The sequence below is a fragment of the Janthinobacterium rivuli genome, from assembly GCF_009208735.1.
Classification (GTDB): Bacteria; Pseudomonadota; Gammaproteobacteria; order Burkholderiales; family Burkholderiaceae_D; genus Janthinobacterium.
The window spans coordinates 57728-76938 of the sequence record NZ_WFLJ01000015.1; the positions used below are offsets into that span (position 1 = coordinate 57728).

General features: G+C 63.3%; 16 protein-coding genes. 12 read left to right on the forward strand and 4 right to left on the reverse strand.

What is annotated here, in order from left to right:
• Positions 1–29 precede the first annotated feature (29 nt).
• From GCN78_RS19905 to GCN78_RS19935, 7 genes are all read left to right on the forward strand, one after another.
• The gene (locus GCN78_RS19905; protein WP_152253240.1) at positions 30–1094 is read left to right on the forward strand and encodes a YeiH family protein; all 1065 of its coding nucleotides are present in this window, start codon (positions 30–32) and stop codon (positions 1092–1094) included.
• 16 nt (positions 1095–1110) lie between these two features.
• Positions 1111–2415 carry a D-amino acid dehydrogenase gene (locus GCN78_RS19910; RefSeq protein WP_152253241.1) on the forward strand — a complete coding sequence of 435 codons (1305 nt, stop codon included), beginning with the start codon at positions 1111–1113 and terminating at the stop codon, positions 2413–2415.
• Entirely contained in the window at positions 2412–3227 is an 816-nt protein-coding gene (locus tag GCN78_RS19915; RefSeq protein ID WP_152253242.1) for a thiazole synthase, read from the forward strand. Before GCN78_RS19910 ends, GCN78_RS19915 begins: the two co-directional genes overlap by 4 nt.
• A gap of 70 nt (positions 3228–3297) precedes the next feature.
• Entirely contained in the window at positions 3298–4308 is a 1011-nt protein-coding gene (locus tag GCN78_RS19920; protein ID WP_152253243.1) for a porin, read from the forward strand.
• 226 nt (positions 4309–4534) lie between these two features.
• Positions 4535–6349 carry a sulfoacetaldehyde acetyltransferase gene (xsc, locus tag GCN78_RS19925; protein ID WP_152253244.1) on the forward strand — a complete coding sequence of 605 codons (1815 nt, stop codon included), beginning with the start codon at positions 4535–4537 and terminating at the stop codon, positions 6347–6349.
• A gap of 122 nt (positions 6350–6471) precedes the next feature.
• The gene (gene pta / locus GCN78_RS19930; RefSeq protein WP_152253245.1) at positions 6472–7473 is read left to right on the forward strand and encodes a phosphate acetyltransferase; all 1002 of its coding nucleotides are present in this window, start codon (positions 6472–6474) and stop codon (positions 7471–7473) included.
• 1 nt (position 7474) lies between these two features.
• Positions 7475–8236 carry a sulfite exporter TauE/SafE family protein gene (locus GCN78_RS19935; protein ID WP_226939733.1) on the forward strand — a complete coding sequence of 254 codons (762 nt, stop codon included), beginning with the start codon at positions 7475–7477 and terminating at the stop codon, positions 8234–8236.
• Here the strand turns inward: GCN78_RS19935 and GCN78_RS19940 are convergent.
• The gene (locus GCN78_RS19940; RefSeq protein ID WP_193316801.1) at positions 8233–9630 is read right to left on the reverse strand and encodes an RtcB family protein; all 1398 of its coding nucleotides are present in this window, start codon (positions 9628–9630) and stop codon (positions 8233–8235) included. The genes GCN78_RS19935 and GCN78_RS19940 overlap by 4 nt on opposite strands.
• 438 nt (positions 9631–10068) lie before the next feature.
• Here GCN78_RS19940 and GCN78_RS19945 point away from each other — a divergent pair, with 438 nt between their 5' ends.
• The 3 genes from GCN78_RS19945 to GCN78_RS19955 all read left to right on the forward strand — a co-directional run bounded on the left by GCN78_RS19945 (position 10069) and on the right by GCN78_RS19955 (position 13027).
• On the forward strand, positions 10069–10956 hold the full coding sequence (locus GCN78_RS19945; RefSeq protein ID WP_152253248.1) for an RNA ligase family protein: 888 nt from the start codon (positions 10069–10071) through the stop codon (positions 10954–10956).
• Positions 10953–12092: an AAA family ATPase gene (locus GCN78_RS19950; protein WP_152253249.1), complete on the forward strand. Its 1140-nt coding sequence runs from the start codon at positions 10953–10955 to the stop codon at positions 12090–12092. Before GCN78_RS19945 ends, GCN78_RS19950 begins: the two co-directional genes overlap by 4 nt.
• A gap of 242 nt (positions 12093–12334) precedes the next feature.
• Complete coding sequence (locus tag GCN78_RS19955; protein WP_193316802.1) at positions 12335–13027, forward strand: choice-of-anchor E domain-containing protein; 693 nt, start codon at positions 12335–12337, stop codon at positions 13025–13027.
• On the opposite strand, the gene GCN78_RS19960 is transcribed toward GCN78_RS19955, so the two are convergent.
• Genes GCN78_RS19960 through GCN78_RS19970 form a run of 3 tightly spaced genes read right to left on the reverse strand, consistent with a single transcriptional unit; the run spans position 13028 to position 16596 of the window.
• Positions 13028–14749, reverse strand: a complete 1722-nt coding sequence (locus GCN78_RS19960; protein ID WP_152253251.1) for a cobaltochelatase CobT-related protein — start codon at positions 14747–14749, stop codon at positions 13028–13030.
• Complete coding sequence (locus GCN78_RS19965; protein WP_226939734.1) at positions 14746–15720, reverse strand: AAA family ATPase; 975 nt, start codon at positions 15718–15720, stop codon at positions 14746–14748. Before GCN78_RS19965 ends, GCN78_RS19960 begins: the two co-directional genes overlap by 4 nt.
• Before the next feature lie 39 nt (positions 15721–15759).
• On the reverse strand, positions 15760–16596 hold the full coding sequence (locus GCN78_RS19970) for an IclR family transcriptional regulator (RefSeq protein ID WP_369811606.1): 837 nt from the start codon (positions 16594–16596) through the stop codon (positions 15760–15762).
• Positions 16597–16798: 202 nt separating this feature from the next.
• On the opposite strand from GCN78_RS19970, the gene xsc (GCN78_RS19975) reads away from it, so the two are divergent.
• Together xsc (GCN78_RS19975) and GCN78_RS19980 are read left to right on the forward strand one after the other, a co-directional pair.
• Positions 16799–18607 carry a sulfoacetaldehyde acetyltransferase gene (xsc, locus tag GCN78_RS19975; protein ID WP_152253325.1) on the forward strand — a complete coding sequence of 603 codons (1809 nt, stop codon included), beginning with the start codon at positions 16799–16801 and terminating at the stop codon, positions 18605–18607.
• Positions 18608–18806: 199 nt separating this feature from the next.
• Complete coding sequence (locus GCN78_RS19980) at positions 18807–19211, forward strand: nuclear transport factor 2 family protein (RefSeq protein WP_152253252.1); 405 nt, start codon at positions 18807–18809, stop codon at positions 19209–19211.

Here is a 19211-nt window from a genome sequence, read left to right on the forward strand (position 1 = left end):
AATTTTTAAAACATTATGGGCGGACCCGCATGAAAACCAACTCCTCAGCGATAACACGCGTTGTCGACAAGAACATTCCCTACCTGTCTTCCGCCGTCGCCATCTGGCGCCCCCGGGCCGTGCTGCGCAGCTGGCCCGGCGTGGCCATCGCGCTGGTGATCGCCCTGTCGGCCACCTTTATTTCCAGCAATTACGGCGGCCCCCAACTCTTGTACGCGCTGTTCTTCGGCCTGGCCTTCCACTTCCTCGCGTCCGACCCCACCTGCAAGCCCGGCATCGAGTTTTGCAGCAAGGTGCTGCTGCGCACGGGCGTGGCCCTGCTGGGCGCGCGCATCACCTTAAACCAGATCGCCTCGGTGGGCGTGACGCCATTGCTGATCGTCGTCGGCGGCCTGATTGCCACCCTGGGTTTCGGCTATATGCTGGCCAGGTGGCTGAAGCGTCCCATCACGGAAGGCATCCTGTCGGGCGGCTCCGTCGCCATCTGCGGCGCCTCGGCCGCGCTGGCCATTTCGGCCGTGCTGCCGCAAACCAAGGAAAACGAAAAGTTCACGCTGCTGACGGTGGTGGGCGTGACGTCGCTGTCGACCCTGGCCATGATCGTCTACCCGCTGCTGGTCAAGCTGCTGGGCTTTGACCCGACGGAAGCGGGCGTGTTCATCGGCGGCACCATCCACGACGTGGCGCAAGTGGTGGGCGCCGGCTATCTGGTGAGCAACCACACGGGCGACGTGGCCACCTTCGTCAAACTGACGCGCGTCGCCTGCCTCGTACCCGTCGTGCTGGGCTTGTCGATCATGTTCAAGCGCAAGGATGGCAAGAGCGAGGTCGATGCGCCGCCGCTCGTGCCCTTCTTCCTGATCGGCTTTGTCTGGCTCGTCATCACCAACAGCCTGGGCCTGATTCCGCAGGAAGTGAATGGCTGGATCAACAATGCCTCGCGCGCCTGCCTCGTCATCGCCATCGCCGCGCTGGGCGTGAAAACCTCGTTCCAGTCGCTGGCCTCGCTGGGCTGGCGTCCCGTGATCATGCTGGTGATGGAAACGGTGTGGATCGCCGCCTTCGTCGCCATCGCCGTGCTGCTGACGCGCTAAGCGAGGCGGCCCCGCCATGAAGATCCTCGTTCTCGGCGCCGGTGTGGTCGGCACGGCATCGGCATGGTATTTGCGCCAGGCGGGCCACGACGTGCGCGTGCTCGAGCGCCAGGCGGGCGCGGCGCAGGAAACCAGTTTTGCCAACGGCGGGCAGATTTCCGTCTCGCATGCGGAACCGTGGGCCAATCCCGCTACCCTGCGCAAGGTGCTCACATGGCTGGGCAAGGATGATGCGCCGCTGCTGTTCCGTCCCCGCCTGGACGCGTTGCAATGGCAGTGGGCTTTGCACTACCTGCGCGAATGTCTGCCGGCCAGGGTGGCGCGCAATATGCGCCAGATCGTCGCCCTGGCCGAGTACAGCCGGCAGAGTTTGCAGGCGCTGCGCCGCGAGACGGGCATCGAATACGACCACCTGCAGCGGGGCATCCTGCATTTCTATACGGACCAGCAGGAGTTTGACAAATCGCAGTCCGGCGCCGCGCTCTTGCGCGAACTGGGATGCCCGCGCAACACCGTCAGCGCCGATGAGGTGATACGGCTGGAACCGGCCTTGCGCCACGCGCGCGGCCAGATCGTCGGCGGCGACTTCACGGCCAGCGACGAGTCGGGCGACGTGCATCTGTTTACCACGGCGCTGGCCGCGCGCACCGCCAGGGCCGGTGTGGATTTCCAGTACGGCACCACCGTGACGCGCCTGCTGGCCGATGGCGAGCGCATCACCGGCGTGGAATGCATCGACGCGCATGGGCGCCACCGCCTCGAGCACGCGGACGCCGTGGTGGTGGCCATGGGCAGCTTTTCCGCGCCCCTGCTGCAGCCGCTGGGCATCCGACTGATGCTGTATCCGGGCAAAGGTTATTCCGCCACCTATCCGATTCTCGACTCCGTCAGCGCGCCTTCGGTGTCGCTGACGGACGACGGCCACAAACTGGTGTTTTCTCGCCTTGGCGAGCGCCTGCGCGTGGCGGGTACGTGCGAGCTGAACGGCTACACGCGCGAACTCAATCCCGTGCGCTGCGCCGCCATCACCCGCCGCGTGCAGGCGCTGTTTCCCCACGCCTGCGATTACAGCGACCCCGTCTACTGGGCCGGCTTGCGCCCCCTGACACCGTCGAACGTGCCCTATATCGGCGCCACGCGCTACCGCCAGCTCTACCTCAACACGGGCCACGGCACGCTGGGCTGGACCATGGGCTGCGGCGCGGGCAGGGCGATCGCCGACCTCGTGTCGGGACGGCGGCCGGAAGTCGATTTTGCGTTTTGCGGCGAAGCCCCCCGGCACGAGGCCGCTTTGGTTCAACTTAGGAGAGCACCACGATGAGAGACGACGCCACCCCCAGCCAACCATCGACCGGCCTGACCCTGGCCGGCACCACCTATCAGTCGCGCCTGCTGGTGGGGACTGGAAAATACAAGGATTTCGAGGAAACGCGCCTGGCCATCGAGGAAAGCGGCGCCGAGATCGTCACCGTGACGATCCGCCGGGTCAACATCGGCCAGGAAAAGGGCGAGCCGAATCTGCTCGACTTCATTCCGCCATCGAAATACACGATTTTGCCCAACACGGGCGGCTGCTACAACGCGCGCGACGCCGTCTATACCCTGCAGCTGGCGCGCGAGCTGCTGGGCGGCCACCCGCTGTGCAAGCTGGAAGTGCTCGGCGATGAAAAGACCCTGTTCCCGAACATGCCGGAAACCTTGAAAGCGGCCGGGGAGCTGGTGCGCGACGGCTTCCAGGTGATGGTGTATTGCAGCGACGACCCCATCCAGGCGCGCATGCTGGAAGACCTCGGCTGCATCGCCGTCATGCCGCTGGCCTCATTGATCGGCTCGGGCATGGGCATTTTGAATCCGTGGAACCTGTCGCTGATCATCGAGCAAGCCACGGTGCCCGTGCTGGTCGACGCCGGCGTGGGCACGGCGTCGGACGCGGCCATCGCCATGGAGCTCGGCTGCGACGGCATCTTGATGAATACCGCCATCGCGGCGGCGCGCGAACCGATACGCATGGCGCGCGCCATGAAACTGGCAGTGCAGGCTGGACGCGAGGCTTACCTGGCCGGACGCATGCCCCGGAGAGGAGGCGTCATGAGCGCTTCGCCCTCGTCGCCGATGGCCGGGCTGATCGCCTGAGCCAAGTATGTAGCACTGTTGTCGATTCTTGTTGGAAGCACCCATAAAAACCACAATACCTGGAGATGACATGAAACACACACTCGTAGCGGCGGCCGTCCTGGCCGCACTCTTCGCCGGCAACGCCAGCGCCCAGTCGTCCGTCACCGTGTACGGCTTGCTCGACGCGGGTCTGACGTCCGAACACGGCGGCGCGGACGGTTCCGTCACCAAGCTGGCCACCGGCGTGCAGTCGGGCAGCCGTATCGGCTTCAAGGGCACGGAAGACCTGGGCAACAATTTGAAAGCCAACTTCTTGCTGGAAAATGGCCTTGACGTGGACACGGGCGCCAACCGCCAGGGCGCCTTGTTCGGGCGCAAGGCCTACGTGGGCCTGTCGGGCGGCTTCGGCGCCGTGAACCTGGGCTTGCAGCACAACCCGCTGTTCACCGCGCTGGACAATATCGACCCTTTCGAGACGGGCATGACGGGCGCCTCGATCAACCTGATGAGCGTGGCCAGCCTGCGCACGAAAAATTCCATCATGTACGAGACGCCGAAGGTGAACGGCCTGTCGGCCGCGATCATGGTCGGCCTGGGCGAAAAGCCGGACAGCAACACCCTGGGCCGCACCATCGACTTTTCCATCGACTACGCCAACGGCCCGCTGGTGCTGACCCTGGCGCACGACAACCGCAAGGATACGCCGCTGAACACGGCGAAAGTGACCTTGCTGGGCGGCACCTACGACTTCGGCCCCGCCAAGCTGCACGCCGCGTATGAAACGGACAAGGACGATGCGGGCACGGATTTCCGCAACTACATGCTGGGCGCGTCTGCCCCCGTGGGCGCGGCCGGCAGCGTGATGGCCTCGTACATCCGCAAGGATGACCGCACGAACGCGCGCCGCGGCGGGCGCCAGCTGGCCATCGGCTACACGTATGCCTTGTCCAAGCGCACGAATTTGTACACCTCGTACGGGCGCATCAACAACGATGGCGCGGGCACCAACTTCGTCGGTGACGCATCGAGCGGCGGCAGCGTGCCCTTGCCTGGCCATAACTCGAGCGCCTTCACGGCCGGCATGCGCCTGAAGTTCTAAGGCGCGGCGCGGGACGCATCGATGGCGGGCTGTCTGTTGCGGATAGGCCGCCATTGTTGTTTCAGAAGTGGGTCAAAGTCACGGATTCCGGATTCAGGAATGAAACAGTCCGATTTTTCATGAATTTTCATTGACAGCGCATTTCGCAACCGTTAAATTGAACACGTATTTCAAATATCGGAACAAAATATACCGATTTTTCATAAAACCGTAAGGAGACTGAGCCATGACCGATTTGTCCGACCAAAAAGCCGCCGCCGCTGCCATTCCAGTGGGCCCGCAAAAGATGACGCCTTCCGAAGCGTTCGTGGAAACCCTGGCCGCCAACGGCGTGACCGACATGTTCGGCATCATGGGCTCGGCCTTCATGGACCCGATGGATATCTTCGCCCCGGCCGGCATCCGGCTGATTCCCGTCGTGCACGAGCAGGGCGCCGGCCACATGGCCGACGGCTATGCCCGCGTCTCGGGCCGCCATGGCGTCGTCATCGGCCAGAACGGCCCCGGCATCAGCAATTGCGTCACGGCGATTGCCGCCGCCTACTGGGCGCATACCCCGGTCGTGATCATTACCCCCGAGACCGGCACGATGAGCATGGGCCTGGGCGGCTTCCAGGAAGCGAACCAGTTGCCGATGTTCGAGGAATTCACCAAGTACCAGGGCCACGTGACCAATCCCGCCCGCATGGCGGAATTCACGGGCCGCTGCTTTGACCGCGCCATGTCGGAAATGGGCCCGACGCAACTGAACATCCCGCGCGACTATTTTTATGGCGAAATCAAGGCGGAAATCCCCAAGCCGAACCGCCTGGACCGTGGCGCCGGCGGCGAGCAAAGCCTCAACGATGCGGCCGAACTGCTGGCCAAGGCCAAGTTCCCCGTCATCATCTCGGGCGGCGGCGTCGTCATGGGCGAAGCGATCGAGGAATGCAAGGCCTTGGCCGAGCGCCTGGGCGCCCCCGTCGTCAACAGCTATCTGCATAACGACTCGTTTCCCGCCAGCCATCCGCTGTGGTGCGGCCCGCTCGGCTATCAAGGATCGAAAGCGGCCATGAAACTGATCGCCCAGGCCGACGTCGTCGTCGCCCTCGGTTCGCGCCTGGGGCCGTTCGGCACCTTGCCGCAGCACGGCATGGATTACTGGCCGAAGAACGCGAAGATCATCCAGATCGACGCGGACAACAAGATGCTGGGCCTGGTCAAAAAGATTTCGGTGGGCATCTGCGGCGACGCCAAGGCGGCGGCCAAAGCGATTCTTGCCCGCCTGGATGGCAAGAAGCTCGATTGCGACGCCACGCGCGAGGAACGCTATGCCACCGTGCAAGCCGAGAAGGCCGCGTGGGAAGAGGAATTGACGAACTGGACGCACGAGAAAGATGCGTACAGCCTGGACATGATCGAGGAACAGAAGAAGGAGCCGGGCAACTACTTGCACCCGCGCCAGGTCTTGCGCGAGCTGGAAAAAGCCATGCCGGAAGACGTGATGGTGTCGACCGACATCGGCAACATCAACTCGGTGGCGAACAGCTACCTGCGCTTTGAAAAGCCGCGCAGCTTCTTTGCGGCGATGAGCTTTGGCAACTGCGGCTATGCGTTCCCGACCATCATCGGCGCGAAAGTGGCCGCGCCGCACCGTCCGGCCGTGTCGTATGCGGGCGACGGCGCCTGGGGCATGAGCTTGATGGAAACGATGACCTGCGTGCGCCACAACATTCCCGTGACGGCCGTGGTATTCCACAACCGTCAGTGGGGCGCGGAAAAGAAAAACCAGGTCGATTTCTACAACCGCCGCTTCGTTGCCGGTGAGCTCGACAACCAGAGCTTCGCCGAGATCGCGCGGGCCATGGGCGCCGAAGGCATCACGGTCGACAAGCTGGAAGACGTGGGCCCGGCCCTGAAAAAGGCCATCGACATGCAGATGAATGAAGGCAAGACGACCATCATCGAAATCATGTGCACGCGCGAACTGGGCGACCCGTTCCGCCGCGATGCGCTGAGCAAACCGATCCGTCACCTGGATAAGTACAAAGACTACGTGTAATCAGTCAGTTCGATCCTTGTATGACCCCGGCTTGCCGGGTTTTATGTGCCGGGACCATGCTTCATGTCTCATGCTTCATGCTTGCGTGGTTCCGGTACTTTTTTTACCGAATTGGAGTACCCATGAAAGCCCTGCACCGCATCATCGCCCAAGCCCGCGCCGTGCCGAAAAACATCGTCCTGTGCGAGGGCGGCGATGCGCGCGTGCTGCAGGCGGCAGCGCGGGCGGCCAGCGACGGTCTGGCGCACATCACCATCGTCGGCAAGCCGGCCGCCATCCTGGCGCTGGCGCGCGAACATGCGCTGGAGCTCGATAACGTGCGCCTGGTCGACCCGGCGACTTCCGATGAGTCGGAACACTATGCCCAGCAATTGTTTGTGCTGCGCCAGGCCAAGGGCATGACGGTGGAGCAGGCCAGGATCGCCGTGCAAGATCCCTTGTGCTACGCCAACCTGATGGTGCGCCTGGGCGACGCCGACGGTTGCGTGGCGGGGGCCGTGCACACGACGGCCGACGTGGTGCGCAGCGCCATCCAGATCATTGGCGTCGACCCGGCCTTCAAGCTCGTGTCGAGCTTTTTCCTGATGATGCTGTGCGAACCTTTCCATAGCCTGAAGGGTGGTTTCATCTTTTCCGATTGCGCCCTCGTGGTCGACCCGAAGGCGGAAGAGCTGGCCGACATCGCCATGGCCGCCGCCGACAGCGCGCAAGCCTTGCTGATGGAAGTGCCGCGCGTGGCCATGCTGTCGTTTTCCACCAGCGGCAGCGCCCACCATGCGGCCGTCGACAAGGTGCATGCGGCCACGGACCGGGTCAAGGCCCAGCGTCCGCTGCTGGCCATCGATGGCGACGTGCAGCTCGACGCGGCCATCGTGGCCGAGATTTCGCAGAGAAAAGTCAAGGATTCCGTCGTGAACGGCCGCGCCAACGTGCTGGTGTTTCCGAACCTCGACGCGGGCAATATCGGCTACAAGCTGGCCGAACGCATGGGCGGCGCCGTCGCCATCGGCCCCTTGCTGCAAGGCTTGAAGAAACCGGCCAACGATCTGTCGCGCGGTTGCAGCGCCGACGACGTGTATAACGTGATTGCCGTCACCTCCGTGCAGGCCCAGGGTGGGCGCTGAGTTGTTCAGCCTGCCCGTGCTGGCGCTGCTGGGCGTGGTGGCGGCGGGCACGTATTTCCAGACCGTCACGGGCTTTGGCCTGGGCATGATCGTCATGGGCGTGGCCAGCGGCCTGGGTCTGGCGCCCGTGCCCGCGCTGGCGGCCCTCGTCAGCTTGCTGTCCCTGGCCAATTGCCTCGTGGCCTTGCCGGGCGCCTTGCACCACCTGGACTGGCGCGCCGTCCGCGCGGCCAGCATCGGCTTGCTGCCGGCCATGGCGGCCGGCGTCTTGTTATTGGGATATCTGGACCAGGCGTATGCGCCCTTGCTGAAGCTGCTGCTGGGCGCGGCCATCGTGTATGGCGGCGTCAGCATTTTGCTGCAGGCGCCGCCGGGACCGGGCGCGGCCGACAAGCGCAGCTTCTTCATCAGCGGCGTGTGCGGCGGCCTGTTTTCGGGCCTGTTTTCGCTGGCGGGGCCGCCGCTCGTGTACCAGTTTTATCGCCAGGAAATGAGTTTAAAGACCATCCGCTACAGCCTGATCTTCCTGTTCGCCATCAGCGCGGGCGGACGCTCGCTGATGGCGGGCAGCCAGGGCCAGCTGGACGCGAAAGTCCTGCTGCTGTGCGCGCTGGCCCTACCTGTCGGCGTGCTGGCCACCATGGCCGGCAAGCGCTATCCGCCGCCGATCGCCCAGCGCGGCATGCGCCGCATCGCGTTCGCCGTGCTGACCGCCATCGGCCTCTCGCTGATGGCGGCGGCCGCGCCGCAATTGCTGCACTAAGCCTTGAACGTCAACAAGGGTTTCAGTCGGGCCACCGATTGCAGCAAGCCCGCTTCCTCCTGCGCGGCGATGACGGGACCGATCTTTTTATACGCCGTCGGCGCTTCCTCGACGCGGCGCTCTTCGCGCAGGGTCACGCACTGGAACGCCATCTCGTCGCCGCCCACCGTGGGCCGCATGGCGCGCATGGCCTGGCGGCGGATGCTGCGCCCCGCGCCATGCGAGCACGACCATAGCCAGTCGGGATTGCCCATGCCGGTTGCCACATAGGAATAATCGCCCATGGAGCCGGGGATCAGCGCCAGGTCGCCTGCGCGCGCCGGCGTGGCGCCCTTGCGGTGGATGTTCATGCCGTGCTCGCGCAGGATGACGTTGTGCGGCACGTCCACCACCAGGCGGGATTGATCCTGCGCAAACACTTGCGCCAGGCTGTCGCGCACCAGTTCGGCCAATACCATGCGATTGACCCAGGCATAGCGCGAGGCCACGCCCATGGCGTCCATGTATTCGCCGGCCAGTTCGCCCGTCAAGCCGTACAGGCCAGACTGCGGGTGGCGCAGGCCTTTCGGCCATGCCTCTTTGGCGCGGTCCATCCAGCGGCTGCCGACAAAAAAGCCCACGTCGCGGCTGCCGCTGTGGATCATGACGACCACTTCGCCCGGCACCAGCCCGTGCCGGTACGCGGCGTGGCGGTCCATGACGGCGTCGACCAGCTGGATTTCCACGAAATGGTTGCCCGATCCCGTGGTGCCCAGGCTGGGGTCGCGTATCATTTCGCGCGTGCCTACCAGCGCTTCGGGCGCATGGCGCAAGCCGCCGCCCAGTTCGCGCAGGGCGATGCAATCGTCGAGCTCGCGCAACAGGCGCGCCTTGTCGACGCGGGGCCACAAGCCATCATTGTGCAGGCTGTCGATGAACGCTTCCGGCCCCACGTCGAACAGGGCGGCAAACGCCTTCGAGCGCAGCGGCACGTTGCGGCCATCTTCCAGCAACACATGCTTGAGTTTGGCGAGCAGCTGCGGCTTGCGCGCCTCGAACTGGGCCAGGCTCAAGCCCGTCGTGATCAGGCGCATGCCGCAGGCGATGTCCGTTCCGGGGATGGCGGGGATCACCATGTCGGGGCTGGTGGCGACGATGCTGCCCACGGGCGCAATGCTGCCGGGGTGGAAGTCGGGCGTGGCGCACGCTTTGCACACATGGCCATCCTGGCCCGGTACGGCGACGGCGGCGAATGCCATCAGCTGGCGCACGGCTTTTTCCTCGAGCGGAAAGTTGTGGGGCAGCAGCACGGACGCCTGGGCGTGCGGATTGCTGAGTGTATAAATGCCGTCGGCATAGGCGACGGCGATACCCTGGCGGCGCAGGGCTTTTTGTAATCTGGATAGGGGAAACACGATTCTGCTCCGGAAATAACGAATGCACGGCCATTTTGCAAGGGCCATGTTTGTTTTCCACGCAGCAGCGACAGGAAGTGCCGCCAGCTTAGCAAACTTCGTGCGGATTGCAAAGCGGGGGCATGCACAAGCGTGCGCACAGTACGCGAAGCCACTTGCAAAATAATCAAACAGCCTTTATATTCGCGGTTCTTTCTCGAACCTCTTCCTTATTGGAGCCAAAAGTGCCTCGCTTCTTCGCCATCACCTGCTAACGCTGACGAAATGCTCTCTGCAGCATCGTTCGGCGCGTTGACGCCCCCCGATTGCTGCGGCACTGTTTTTGCTCCCTCCGCACACGTATCCGAGACAACCGTCTCGATCGTCCACGCCCGAACACGTCGTCAGCACCCCTGACCCTGTATGGACACGCCTGCGGTGAACGCGGCGTGGGACGCTATGTTTTTACAATCTTTGCCCTTATTCAAATACCCGCGCACGCCGCACCTGGAAGGCTCGCGCCTGCAGGATGGCGACGACGGTTCCGACCAGATGCCCCTGAAAAAGCTGGCCGGCCAGTACGTCGTCATCGAGGAAAAAATCGATGGCGCCAACTCCGCCGTGTCGTTCAGCGACGCGGGCGAAGTGCTGCTGCAGTCGCGCGGCCATTACCTGGCGGGCGGCGGCAGCGAACGCCAGTTCAACCTCTTGAAACCGTGGGCCCATGCGCATGAACACGCGTTGCTGGGCTTGCTTGAAGACCAGTATGTGCTGTTTGGCGAATGGTCTTACAGCAAGCATTCCGTGTTTTACGACCGGTTGCCCCATTACTTCAACGAGTTCGACGTGTATTGCCGCCGCACCCAGATGTTTTTATCGACGGCGCGCCGCCACGCCATGCTGGCCGGCTCGCCCGTGCTGTCCGTGCCCGTGCTGTATGCGGGATTGATGCCGATTTCGCCGAAACAGCTGTGGCTGCTGCTGCGCCATTCGCTGGCCAAGTCCCGGCTGTGGCGCGACGCCTTCGAAGGCGTCGTGGCGCGTGAACGCCTGCCTTTGGACCTGTGCTGGAAACAGACGGACAAGTCCGACCACGCGGAAGGCCTGTACCTGAAAGTAGAGGACGACGAGCAAGTGCTGGCCCGCTACAAGCTGGTGCGGCATGACTTTACGCAAACCATTCTCGACAGCGGTTCGCACCACAGCACGCGGCCACTGATCCCGAACCTGCTGGCCGAGGGCGTGGACCTGTACGCGCCGCAGCCGCTCGTCACGTGGGAAAGCCTGGGTCTGCATACCTGCCGTTCGCTCGATGAGCTGGCAACATTTTCAAGGAGCACAAAATGAACTGGAAACAGTTACAACAACTGGTGCCGCCAGCGGGCCAGTCGCCCGATTTCGGCGCTTGCCTGGCCGCCTTCCCGCAGCTGGAACTGGCGAAGACGACGCCGCAAAATCCCGTCTATCACGCGGAAGGCGACGTGTGGACGCATACGATGATGGTGGTGGAATCCCTGCTGGCCATGCCCGACTACCAGCAAGCGACGCGGGCGCAGCAGGAAATCGTGTTCCTGGCCGCCTTGCTGCACGACGTGGCCAAGTGCAGCACCACGGTGATCGACCCCGTCACGGGCGCCATCGGCCAGCCCGGCCACTCGCGCAAGGGCGCGCTCGATGCGCGCATCGCCCTGTGGGATGGCGACGCGCCGTTTGCCGCGCGCGAGGAAATCTGCCGCCTGATTAACGTCCATCAAGTGCCATTCTTCGCGCTGGAACAATCGCGGCGCGGCGTCACGCCGGAATTTACCGTGCGCGAACTGTCGTGGCAAGTCGATATCCGCTTGCTGGCCATGCTGGCCGAAGCCGATATCCGTGGCAGGATCTGTCCCGATCCGCAGCGCATACTCGATGCCATCGAGCTGTTCCGAGAACTGGCGCGCGAGGAGGGCTGCTATGGCCAGCGCAGGGAGTTTGTCGACGATCACACGCGCGTCAAATATTTTCGCGGCGCCGAGGCGCATCCCGACTATCCCCTGTTCCAGGAGCCGGGTTCGCACGTGATCGTCATGTCGGGCTTGCCCGCGTCGGGCAAGAATACATGGGTGGACAAGCACCATCCGCGCCTGCCCGTCGTTTCCTTCGACGATGCGCGGACGGCCTTGGGCTTGAAGCACGGCAAGAACGAAGGGCAGGTGGGGGACTACGCGGAAGAGCGGGCGCGCGAGCTGTTGCGCAAGGGCGAACCGTTCGTGTGGAACGCCACGCACCTGTCCAAGCTGATGCGCGAAAAGACGCTCAACCTGCTCTATAAATACCATGCGCAGGTGGAGCTCGTGTATCTGGAGCAGCCGCGCAAGGAGCTGCTGCGGCGCAACGGCCAGCGCGACACGTCGCTCAGCAACAAGAAGCTGCAATCGATGCTGTGGAACTGGGAAATCCCGCTGCCGATGGAAGCGCATGCCGTGCGTTACTGTGTCGATTGAGGCGCCAGCAAAGGTGCGGCGCTTCCTTCGTCCCGCTGTTTGATCGTTTCCCGAGAAATCAAAATAACAACACTTATTTTTAAAATTGCAACAAACTGAGTATATTGCGACTCTTTCATTTATTACAATGAGTTGCCTGGATAGCGGCATTGCCGGGCTGCGGCGCGAGGGGCTACCCTCGCGTTCCCCGTGTGAATCACTGCATGATCCACGTCCCCTCATTGAATGAACAGGAGTCATCGATGCACAAATCTCTCATCGCATTGGCCGCCGCCGCCGCGTTAGGCCTTGGCGCCGCATCTTCCGCCCAGGCGGCCACCCAGACCATCAGCTTCAGCGCCGACCGCGCGCTGGGCGCCACCAATTGGTCAGACACCCTGGGACTGGGCAAGTTCGACAGCAGCCTGGGCACCTTGACGTCGATCAAGTTCCATCTGGAAGGGGGCGTGCAGGGCAGCGGCAAGGCGGAAAGTCTGGACGCCGGGGCGTCCGACGTGACCCTGAGCCTGGCCTCGCTGCTGACCTTGTACCGTCCCGACAATTCCACCTTGCTGGTGGCCAATCCCCTGTTCACGCAGACGTTCGCGCTGAGCGCCTTCGATGGCAGCATCGACTTCGCGGGGACGTCGGGCGCCAGCACGGGCCCCCGTTCGAGCACGGGGTCGAACAGCTACACGAGCGGCAGCGCCAGCGACTTCGCGCTGTTTTCCTCGGTGGGCGGCGGTTTGATTTACCTGGGTTTGAATGCCCTCGGCTCCTCGACTGGCAGCGGTTCCGGTAATTTGCTGACGCAGTTCCAGACGGCCGCCTCCGGCCGCGTGGAAGTGACGTATGAATACATCAGTGCCGTGCCGGAACCGGAAACCTATGTGATGCTGCTGACGGGCCTGGCGTTGGCCGGCGTGATGGCGCGCCGCCGCAAGCCCCGCGCCTGATCAGCGTCGGCTGCGTCCGCCGATCAGCTGCGCGATCTCGCTGAACAGCTCATTGTTCAGCGAGGCGGGCAGGGTGGTGGCCAGGCTGCGGCTGTAATAGGCACCCAGGTCCAGGCCCAGGCCCAGGCCGCAAATTTCCACGGCGCCTTGCGCTTCGCGGCGCGCCACCACCTGTTTCAGATGTTGCGCCAGGTAAAACTCGTCGTTGGCCAGGTTGGTGGCTGTATCCATCGGGCAACCGTCGGAGACGACGAGCAGGATGCGCCGCCGTTCCGGGCGCGCCAGCATGCGTGTACACGCCCAATCCACGGCTTCGCCATCGACGCCTTCGCGGTACAGGTCCGCTTTCAGCAGGGCCGCGATGTCGGGCCGCGCGCGGCGCCAGCTCGTGTCGCCATCCTTGAAGACCATGTGCACGAGTTCGTTCAAGCGGCCCGGGTGGGCGGGCGAGCGGGCGCGCATCCAGTCGCGTTTCACGCGGCCTCCGTTCCAGGCGCCCGTCGTAAAGCCCAGCAATTCCGTGGCGATGCCCGCCTGGTCCAATGCGCGCAATAGAATATCGAGCAGCACGGCCACGGATTGCGCATGCGTCTTCATGGAGCCGGAGCAATCGACGAGAAAGGTGACGAGGCAATCGGCTTGCGGCAAAAATTGTTCCTTGCGGAACAGCCTGCGTTCGGACGGCGAGCTGATCAGCTGAGCCAGGCGCCGCCCGTCGATGTATCCCTCTTCTTCGCCGAACGACCAGCCGTCGCGCCGGGGCACGGCCAGCAATTGCGTGAAGCGCCGCGCCAGGCGGGCCGTGTTGATGCCCAGGCTGGCAATGCGCGCATCCATGCGTTCGCGGTATTCCAGCAGCAGGGCGCGGCGCACCAGCTCGCCCGCTTTTTCCTCGCGGTCGTAGGCCGTGGAGTAAGTTTGATAGCCGCCCTGGCCATCGCTGAAGGCGCGGCTCTCGCCCAGCGGGGCCGCATCGGGAAGGTGGTCGTTGTCGCTGTCGAAATCGAGCAGCAGCTTGAAGGCCGCCTGCGCCTTGGCGTCGCCCCCGTCCTGCTCGCCGCCATCGCGCGCCGCCTGCGCCTCTTTCAGCATGGCATCGACGGCGCAGGCGATGGCCAGCGCGTGGCGCGCAAAGGCGGCCTGGTCCAATCGATGGCGGCGCAAGCCGGCCAGGTCGCCGCTCAATTGGGAAGAGACTGACCAGCGCGTTGCCTCGATGAAATCTTCCGTCTTTTCCAGCACGGGCCTGGCCGTCAGGCGCGACCAGCACATCTGGAATACCGTGTACAGCAGCAAGCCCGAAGCGCCTTCAGCCAGGCCGGAATCGTAAAATGCATGCGACCACGCCGTGAAACGGTGGCGCAGGTTGTCGATGACGCCAGCGTGGTGTTCTGGCGCAAGCGTTTCAACGCGCAGTTGCTCCAGCAATTCGAAGACGAGGCGCGCCACGGGTTCCACAGGGCACAGCGACTTGTGCAGAGCGGCGTCCGTGTGCAGCAGGCGCAGGGCCACGCTGTCGGCCGCGCCACGCAGCGAGGGCAAATCCTGCAGCGCCGCATCGGGCTGCAGATGGGCCGCGTGGATAGGCAGCGGACGGTGGCCGTCGTGCAGGTGCCGGCCCCGGTAGCGGATGGAGGCAACGCCGCTCAGCGCGCGGATGGCGCCGGCGCACAGTTCATCCGTTTCCTGCTGTTCGCGCGTGTAGGCGGCGGGGGCGTTCATGGCACCGTCGCCAGCAATTCCTCATTGAAACAGCGCTGGTAATACTCGGCCACCATGGGCCGCTCGGCCTCGTCGCATTTGTTGAGGAAGGACAGGCGGAAAGCCAGGGCCGGATCGCGGAAGATCTGACAATTCTCGGCCCAGGTAATCACCGTGCGCGGCGACATCAGACACGCCAGGTCGCCCGCCGCATAGCCGTGGCGCGTGAGGCTGGCCACGGCCACCATGCTGCTCGCCAACTGGCGGCCCGCCTCGTCGTTCATGGCGGGAACCCTGGCCAGCACGATTGCCGTTTCCTCGTCCTGCAGCAGATAGTTCAACGTGGCAACGATGTTCCAGCGGTCGATCTGCGCGTGATTGAGCACTTGCGTGCCGTGGTACATGCCGTTCAGGTTGCCGAGTCCCACCGTGTTCGAGGTGGCGAACAGGCGGAAGTGAGGGTGGGGCGTGATGACCCGGTTCTGGTCGAGCAGGGTGAACTTGCCGTCGCGCTCAAGGATGCGCTGGATGACGAACATCACGTCGGGACGGCCCGCGTCGTACTCGTCGAAGATCAGGGCCACGGGGCGTTGCAGCGACCAGGGCACGATGCCTTCCTGGAATTCGGTCACCTGCTGCTGTTCGCGCAGCACGATGGCATCCTTGCCGACCAGGTCCAGGCGGCTGATGTGGCCGTCGAGGTTGACGCGCACGCAAGGCCAGTTCAGGCGCGCCGCCACCTGCTCGATGTGCGTGGACTTGCCTGTGCCGTGCAAGCCTTGCACCATCACGCGGCGGTTGTGGCTGAAGCCGGCCAGAATCGCCAGGGTCACGTCCTTGTTGAAGCGGTAGGCAGGGTCGATGTCGGGCACGTGCGGGTCGCGCTCCGTGAAGACGGGCACGAGCAGGTCGCTGTCGATGTGGAACAGGCTGCGCACGGACTGCAAGGTTTGCGCCGCTGCGGCGGGGGGATGTTGGCGTGAATCTGGCACCTTGTTCTCCTGTGAAACCGCAGCATGGGCGCTACGGGGTTATGAATTACCTGCCTGCAATGCGTCGTCGTCCCCGCCCGTCGTCGGCATGGTTTCCGATTCGATGGCGGCCAGGGCTTGCGCGGCGCGTTGCAATGCTGGCAAGAAATGTAAAGCCTTGTCGTGCGTCAAACGGATGATGGGCGCCTGGATCGCCACGGCCAGGTTCGAGCGGCCGTTCGGGTTCGGCACCAGCACGGCCACGCACAGCAGGCCGGGCAGGAATTCCTCGTCGTCCAGCGCATAGCCGTTGCGGCGCACCAGTTCCAGTTCGCGTTCCAGCTTGACGGGGTCCGTTTCCGTCTTGTCCGTAAAGCGCGTCAATTCCATGTGGCCCAGCAGGCGGCGCCGCTGCACGGGCGTCATTTGCGCCAGGAACAGCTTGCCGCTGGACGAGCAGTGGGCCGGCACGCGCGAGCCGGGATGCAGATAGAAGCGCAGCGGGGCCGCCGTTTCCACCCTGTCCAGGTACACCACTTCGCTGCCGCTGAAGGCCGTCAGGTTGCAGCTTTCGCCCACTTCCTCGACCAGCTGGCGCAAGACCATGCGGCGGGCGCCATGGAACGTATTGTTAATCAAGAGGTTCGACGCGAGGCGGCGCAGGCGCACGCCCGTGCTGTAGTGGCGGCCATCGCTTTCGCGCTGCAGCACGCCCACGCTTTCCAGCTGTTGCAGCATGCGGTGCAGGGTGGGCTTCGGCAGGCCCGTTTCTTCCACCAGCGCTTGCAGCGACAGCAACTGGTCTTTCTCGGCAATCACTTCCAGCAAGGCAAACAAACGCATCGTGGGCGTGTCGCCTTCCAGTTTTTCCGGCTCAAGTTTTGGGGATGAAATCATGTCCATGGTGGCCTCGGTATGGTATCGGTGAGTTATTTCATTTTCGAACTCAAATTGTACCGTTTCCTCGAAATTCTGTTTGACTTTTACATGATGAACGCTTAAATTGAATTGTATATCAAATTTCGGAACAAAATATACCGTTTTTTTGATAATTTAGCTTAAGTTCATCACTACAGACCAGGAGACACCCATGAATGACATGACCGAACAAAAAGCCGCCGCCGCAGCGGCCATTCCCACCGGCCCGCAAAAGATGACGCCTTCCGAAGCGTTCGTGGAAACCCTGGCCGCCAACGGCGTGACCGACATGTTCGGCATCATGGGCTCGGCCTTCATGGACCCGATGGATATCTTCGCCCCGGCCGGCATCCGGCTGATTCCCGTCGTGCACGAGCAGGGCGCCGGTCACATGGCCGACGGCTATGCGCGCGTCTCGGGCCGCCATGGCGTCGTCATCGGCCAGAACGGCCCCGGCATCAGCAATTGCGTCACGGCGATTGCCGCCGCCTACTGGGCGCATACGCCCGTCGTGATCATCACGCCGGAAACGGGCACGATGAGCATGGGCCTGGGCGGCTTCCAGGAAGCGAACCAGTTGCCGATGTTCGAGGAATTCACCAAATACCAGGGCCACGTGACCAATCCCGCCCGCATGGCGGAATTCACGGGCCGCTGCTTCGACCGCGCCATGTCGGAAATGGGCCCGACGCAACTGAACATCCCGCGCGACTATTTCTATGGCGAAATCAAGGCGGAAATCCCGAAACCGAACCGCCTGGACCGTGGCGCCGGCGGCGAGCAAAGCCTGAACGATGCGGCCGAACTGCTGGCCAAGGCCAAGTTCCCCGTGATCATCTCGGGCGGCGGCGTCGTCATGGGTGAAGCGATCGAGGAATGCAAGGCCCTGGCCGAGCGCCTGGGCGCCCCCGTCGTCAACAGCTATCTGCACAATGACTCGTTTCCCGCCAGCCATCCGCTGTGGTGCGGCCCGCTCGGCTATCAAGGCTCGAAAGCGGCCATGAAACTGATCGCCCAGGCCGACGTCGTCGTCGCCCTCGGTTCGCGCCTGGGACCGTTCGGCACCTTGCCGCAGCACGGCATGGATTACTGGCCGAAGAACGCGAAGATCATCCAGATCGACGCGGACAACAAGATGCTGGGCCTGGTCAAAAAGATTTCGGTGGGCATCTGCGGCGACGCCAAGGCGGCCGCGAAAGCGATTCTTGCCCGCCTGGATGGCAAGAAGCTCGACTGCGACGCGACGCGCGAGGAACGCTATGCCACCGTGCAAGCGGAGAAGGCCGCGTGGGAAGAGGAATTGACCAACTGGACCCACGAGAAGGATGCGTACAGCCTGGACATGATCGAGGAACAGAAGAAAGAGCCGGGCAACTACTTGCACCCGCGCCAGGTGTTGCGCGAGCTGGAAAAAGCCATGCCGGAAGACGTGATGGTGTCGACCGACATCGGCAACATCAACTCGGTGGCGAACAGCTACCTGCGCTTTGAAAAGCCGCGCAGCTTCTTTGCGGCGATGAGCTTTGGCAACTGCGGCTATGCGTTCCCGACCATGATCGGCGCGAAAGTGGCCGCGCCGCACCGTCCGGCCGTGTCGTATGCGGGCGACGGCGCCTGGGGCATGAGCCTGATGGAAACGATGACTTGCGTGCGCCACAACATTCCCGTCACAGCCGTGGTGTTCCACAACCGCCAGTGGGGCGCGGAAAAGAAAAACCAGGTGGATTTCTACAATCGCCGTTTTGTCGCCGGTGAGCTCGACAACCAGAGCTTCGCGGAAATCGCGCGGGCCATGGGCGCCGAAGGCATCACGGTCGACAAGCTGGAAGACGTGGGCCCGGCCTTGAAAAAGGCCATCGACATGCAGATGAATGAAGGCAAGACGACCATCATCGAAATCATGTGCACGCGCGAGCTGGGCGACCCGTTCCGCCGCGATGCGCTGAGCAAACCGATCCGTCACCTGGACAAGTACAAAGACTATGTTTAATTAAGTGAGCCAGCCTGTGGGAGTGGGCTGTGACCAAATTCTCACAGATTGTCACGAAAACATCATAATTTCATTAAAGAATACAAGGCGTCCCGTTTTTTGAATTATTTGATTTGACAAGGCCATGCTTAAGGCTTAAATTCAATAAAAGACAAAAAAACGGAACGTAGCGTATCAAAAACGATTTACGGAGACAAAGATGAACACACGAGTACCTACCGATGCCGTTACCACGGACTTCCTGCAAGCGTTCGGCGATGCCTGGAACCGCCACGATATCGAGGCCCTGATGGCCGCCATGGCGGACGACTGCGAATTCCATGCCGTCGCCGGCCCTGACTTGCTGGGCAAGAGTTTCATCGGCCGCGATGCCGTGCGCGCCGGCTTCGAGCTGGCCTGGCAAACCTTCCCCGACGCCGCCTGGCTCAATCCAGAACACTTCGTCAGCGGCGAGCGCGGCGTGACGGAGTCGACCTTTGCCGGCACCAAGGCGGACGGCACGCGCATCGAAGCGCGCATGGTCGACATTTTCACTTTCCGCGACGGCAAGATCGCCGTGAAGAACGCCTTCCGCAAGGATCGCCCGCCCGTCGTCAAAGTCTGA

Coding starts and splice junctions, on each gene's coding strand:
- GCN78_RS19960 (WP_152253251.1), bottom strand. CDS start 14,749: ATGAACGCCCCCGCCGCCTACACGCGCGAACAGCAGGAAACGGATGAA.
- xsc (WP_152253244.1), top strand. CDS start 4,535: ATGACCGATTTGTCCGACCAAAAAGCCGCCGCCGCTGCCATTCCAGTG.
- GCN78_RS19980 (WP_152253252.1), top strand. CDS start 18,807: ATGAACACACGAGTACCTACCGATGCCGTTACCACGGACTTCCTGCAA.
- GCN78_RS19955 (WP_193316802.1), top strand. CDS start 12,335: ATGCACAAATCTCTCATCGCATTGGCCGCCGCCGCCGCGTTAGGCCTT.
- GCN78_RS19915 (WP_152253242.1), top strand. CDS start 2,412: ATGAGAGACGACGCCACCCCCAGCCAACCATCGACCGGCCTGACCCTG.
- GCN78_RS19950 (WP_152253249.1), top strand. CDS start 10,953: ATGAACTGGAAACAGTTACAACAACTGGTGCCGCCAGCGGGCCAGTCG.
- GCN78_RS19945 (WP_152253248.1), top strand. CDS start 10,069: ATGTTTTTACAATCTTTGCCCTTATTCAAATACCCGCGCACGCCGCAC.
- xsc (WP_152253325.1), top strand. CDS start 16,799: ATGACCGAACAAAAAGCCGCCGCCGCAGCGGCCATTCCCACCGGCCCG.
- pta (WP_152253245.1), top strand. CDS start 6,472: ATGAAAGCCCTGCACCGCATCATCGCCCAAGCCCGCGCCGTGCCGAAA.
- GCN78_RS19970 (WP_369811606.1), bottom strand. CDS start 16,596: ATGATTTCATCCCCAAAACTTGAGCCGGAAAAACTGGAAGGCGACACG.
- GCN78_RS19910 (WP_152253241.1), top strand. CDS start 1,111: ATGAAGATCCTCGTTCTCGGCGCCGGTGTGGTCGGCACGGCATCGGCA.
- GCN78_RS19905 (WP_152253240.1), top strand. CDS start 30: ATGAAAACCAACTCCTCAGCGATAACACGCGTTGTCGACAAGAACATT.
- GCN78_RS19920 (WP_152253243.1), top strand. CDS start 3,298: ATGAAACACACACTCGTAGCGGCGGCCGTCCTGGCCGCACTCTTCGCC.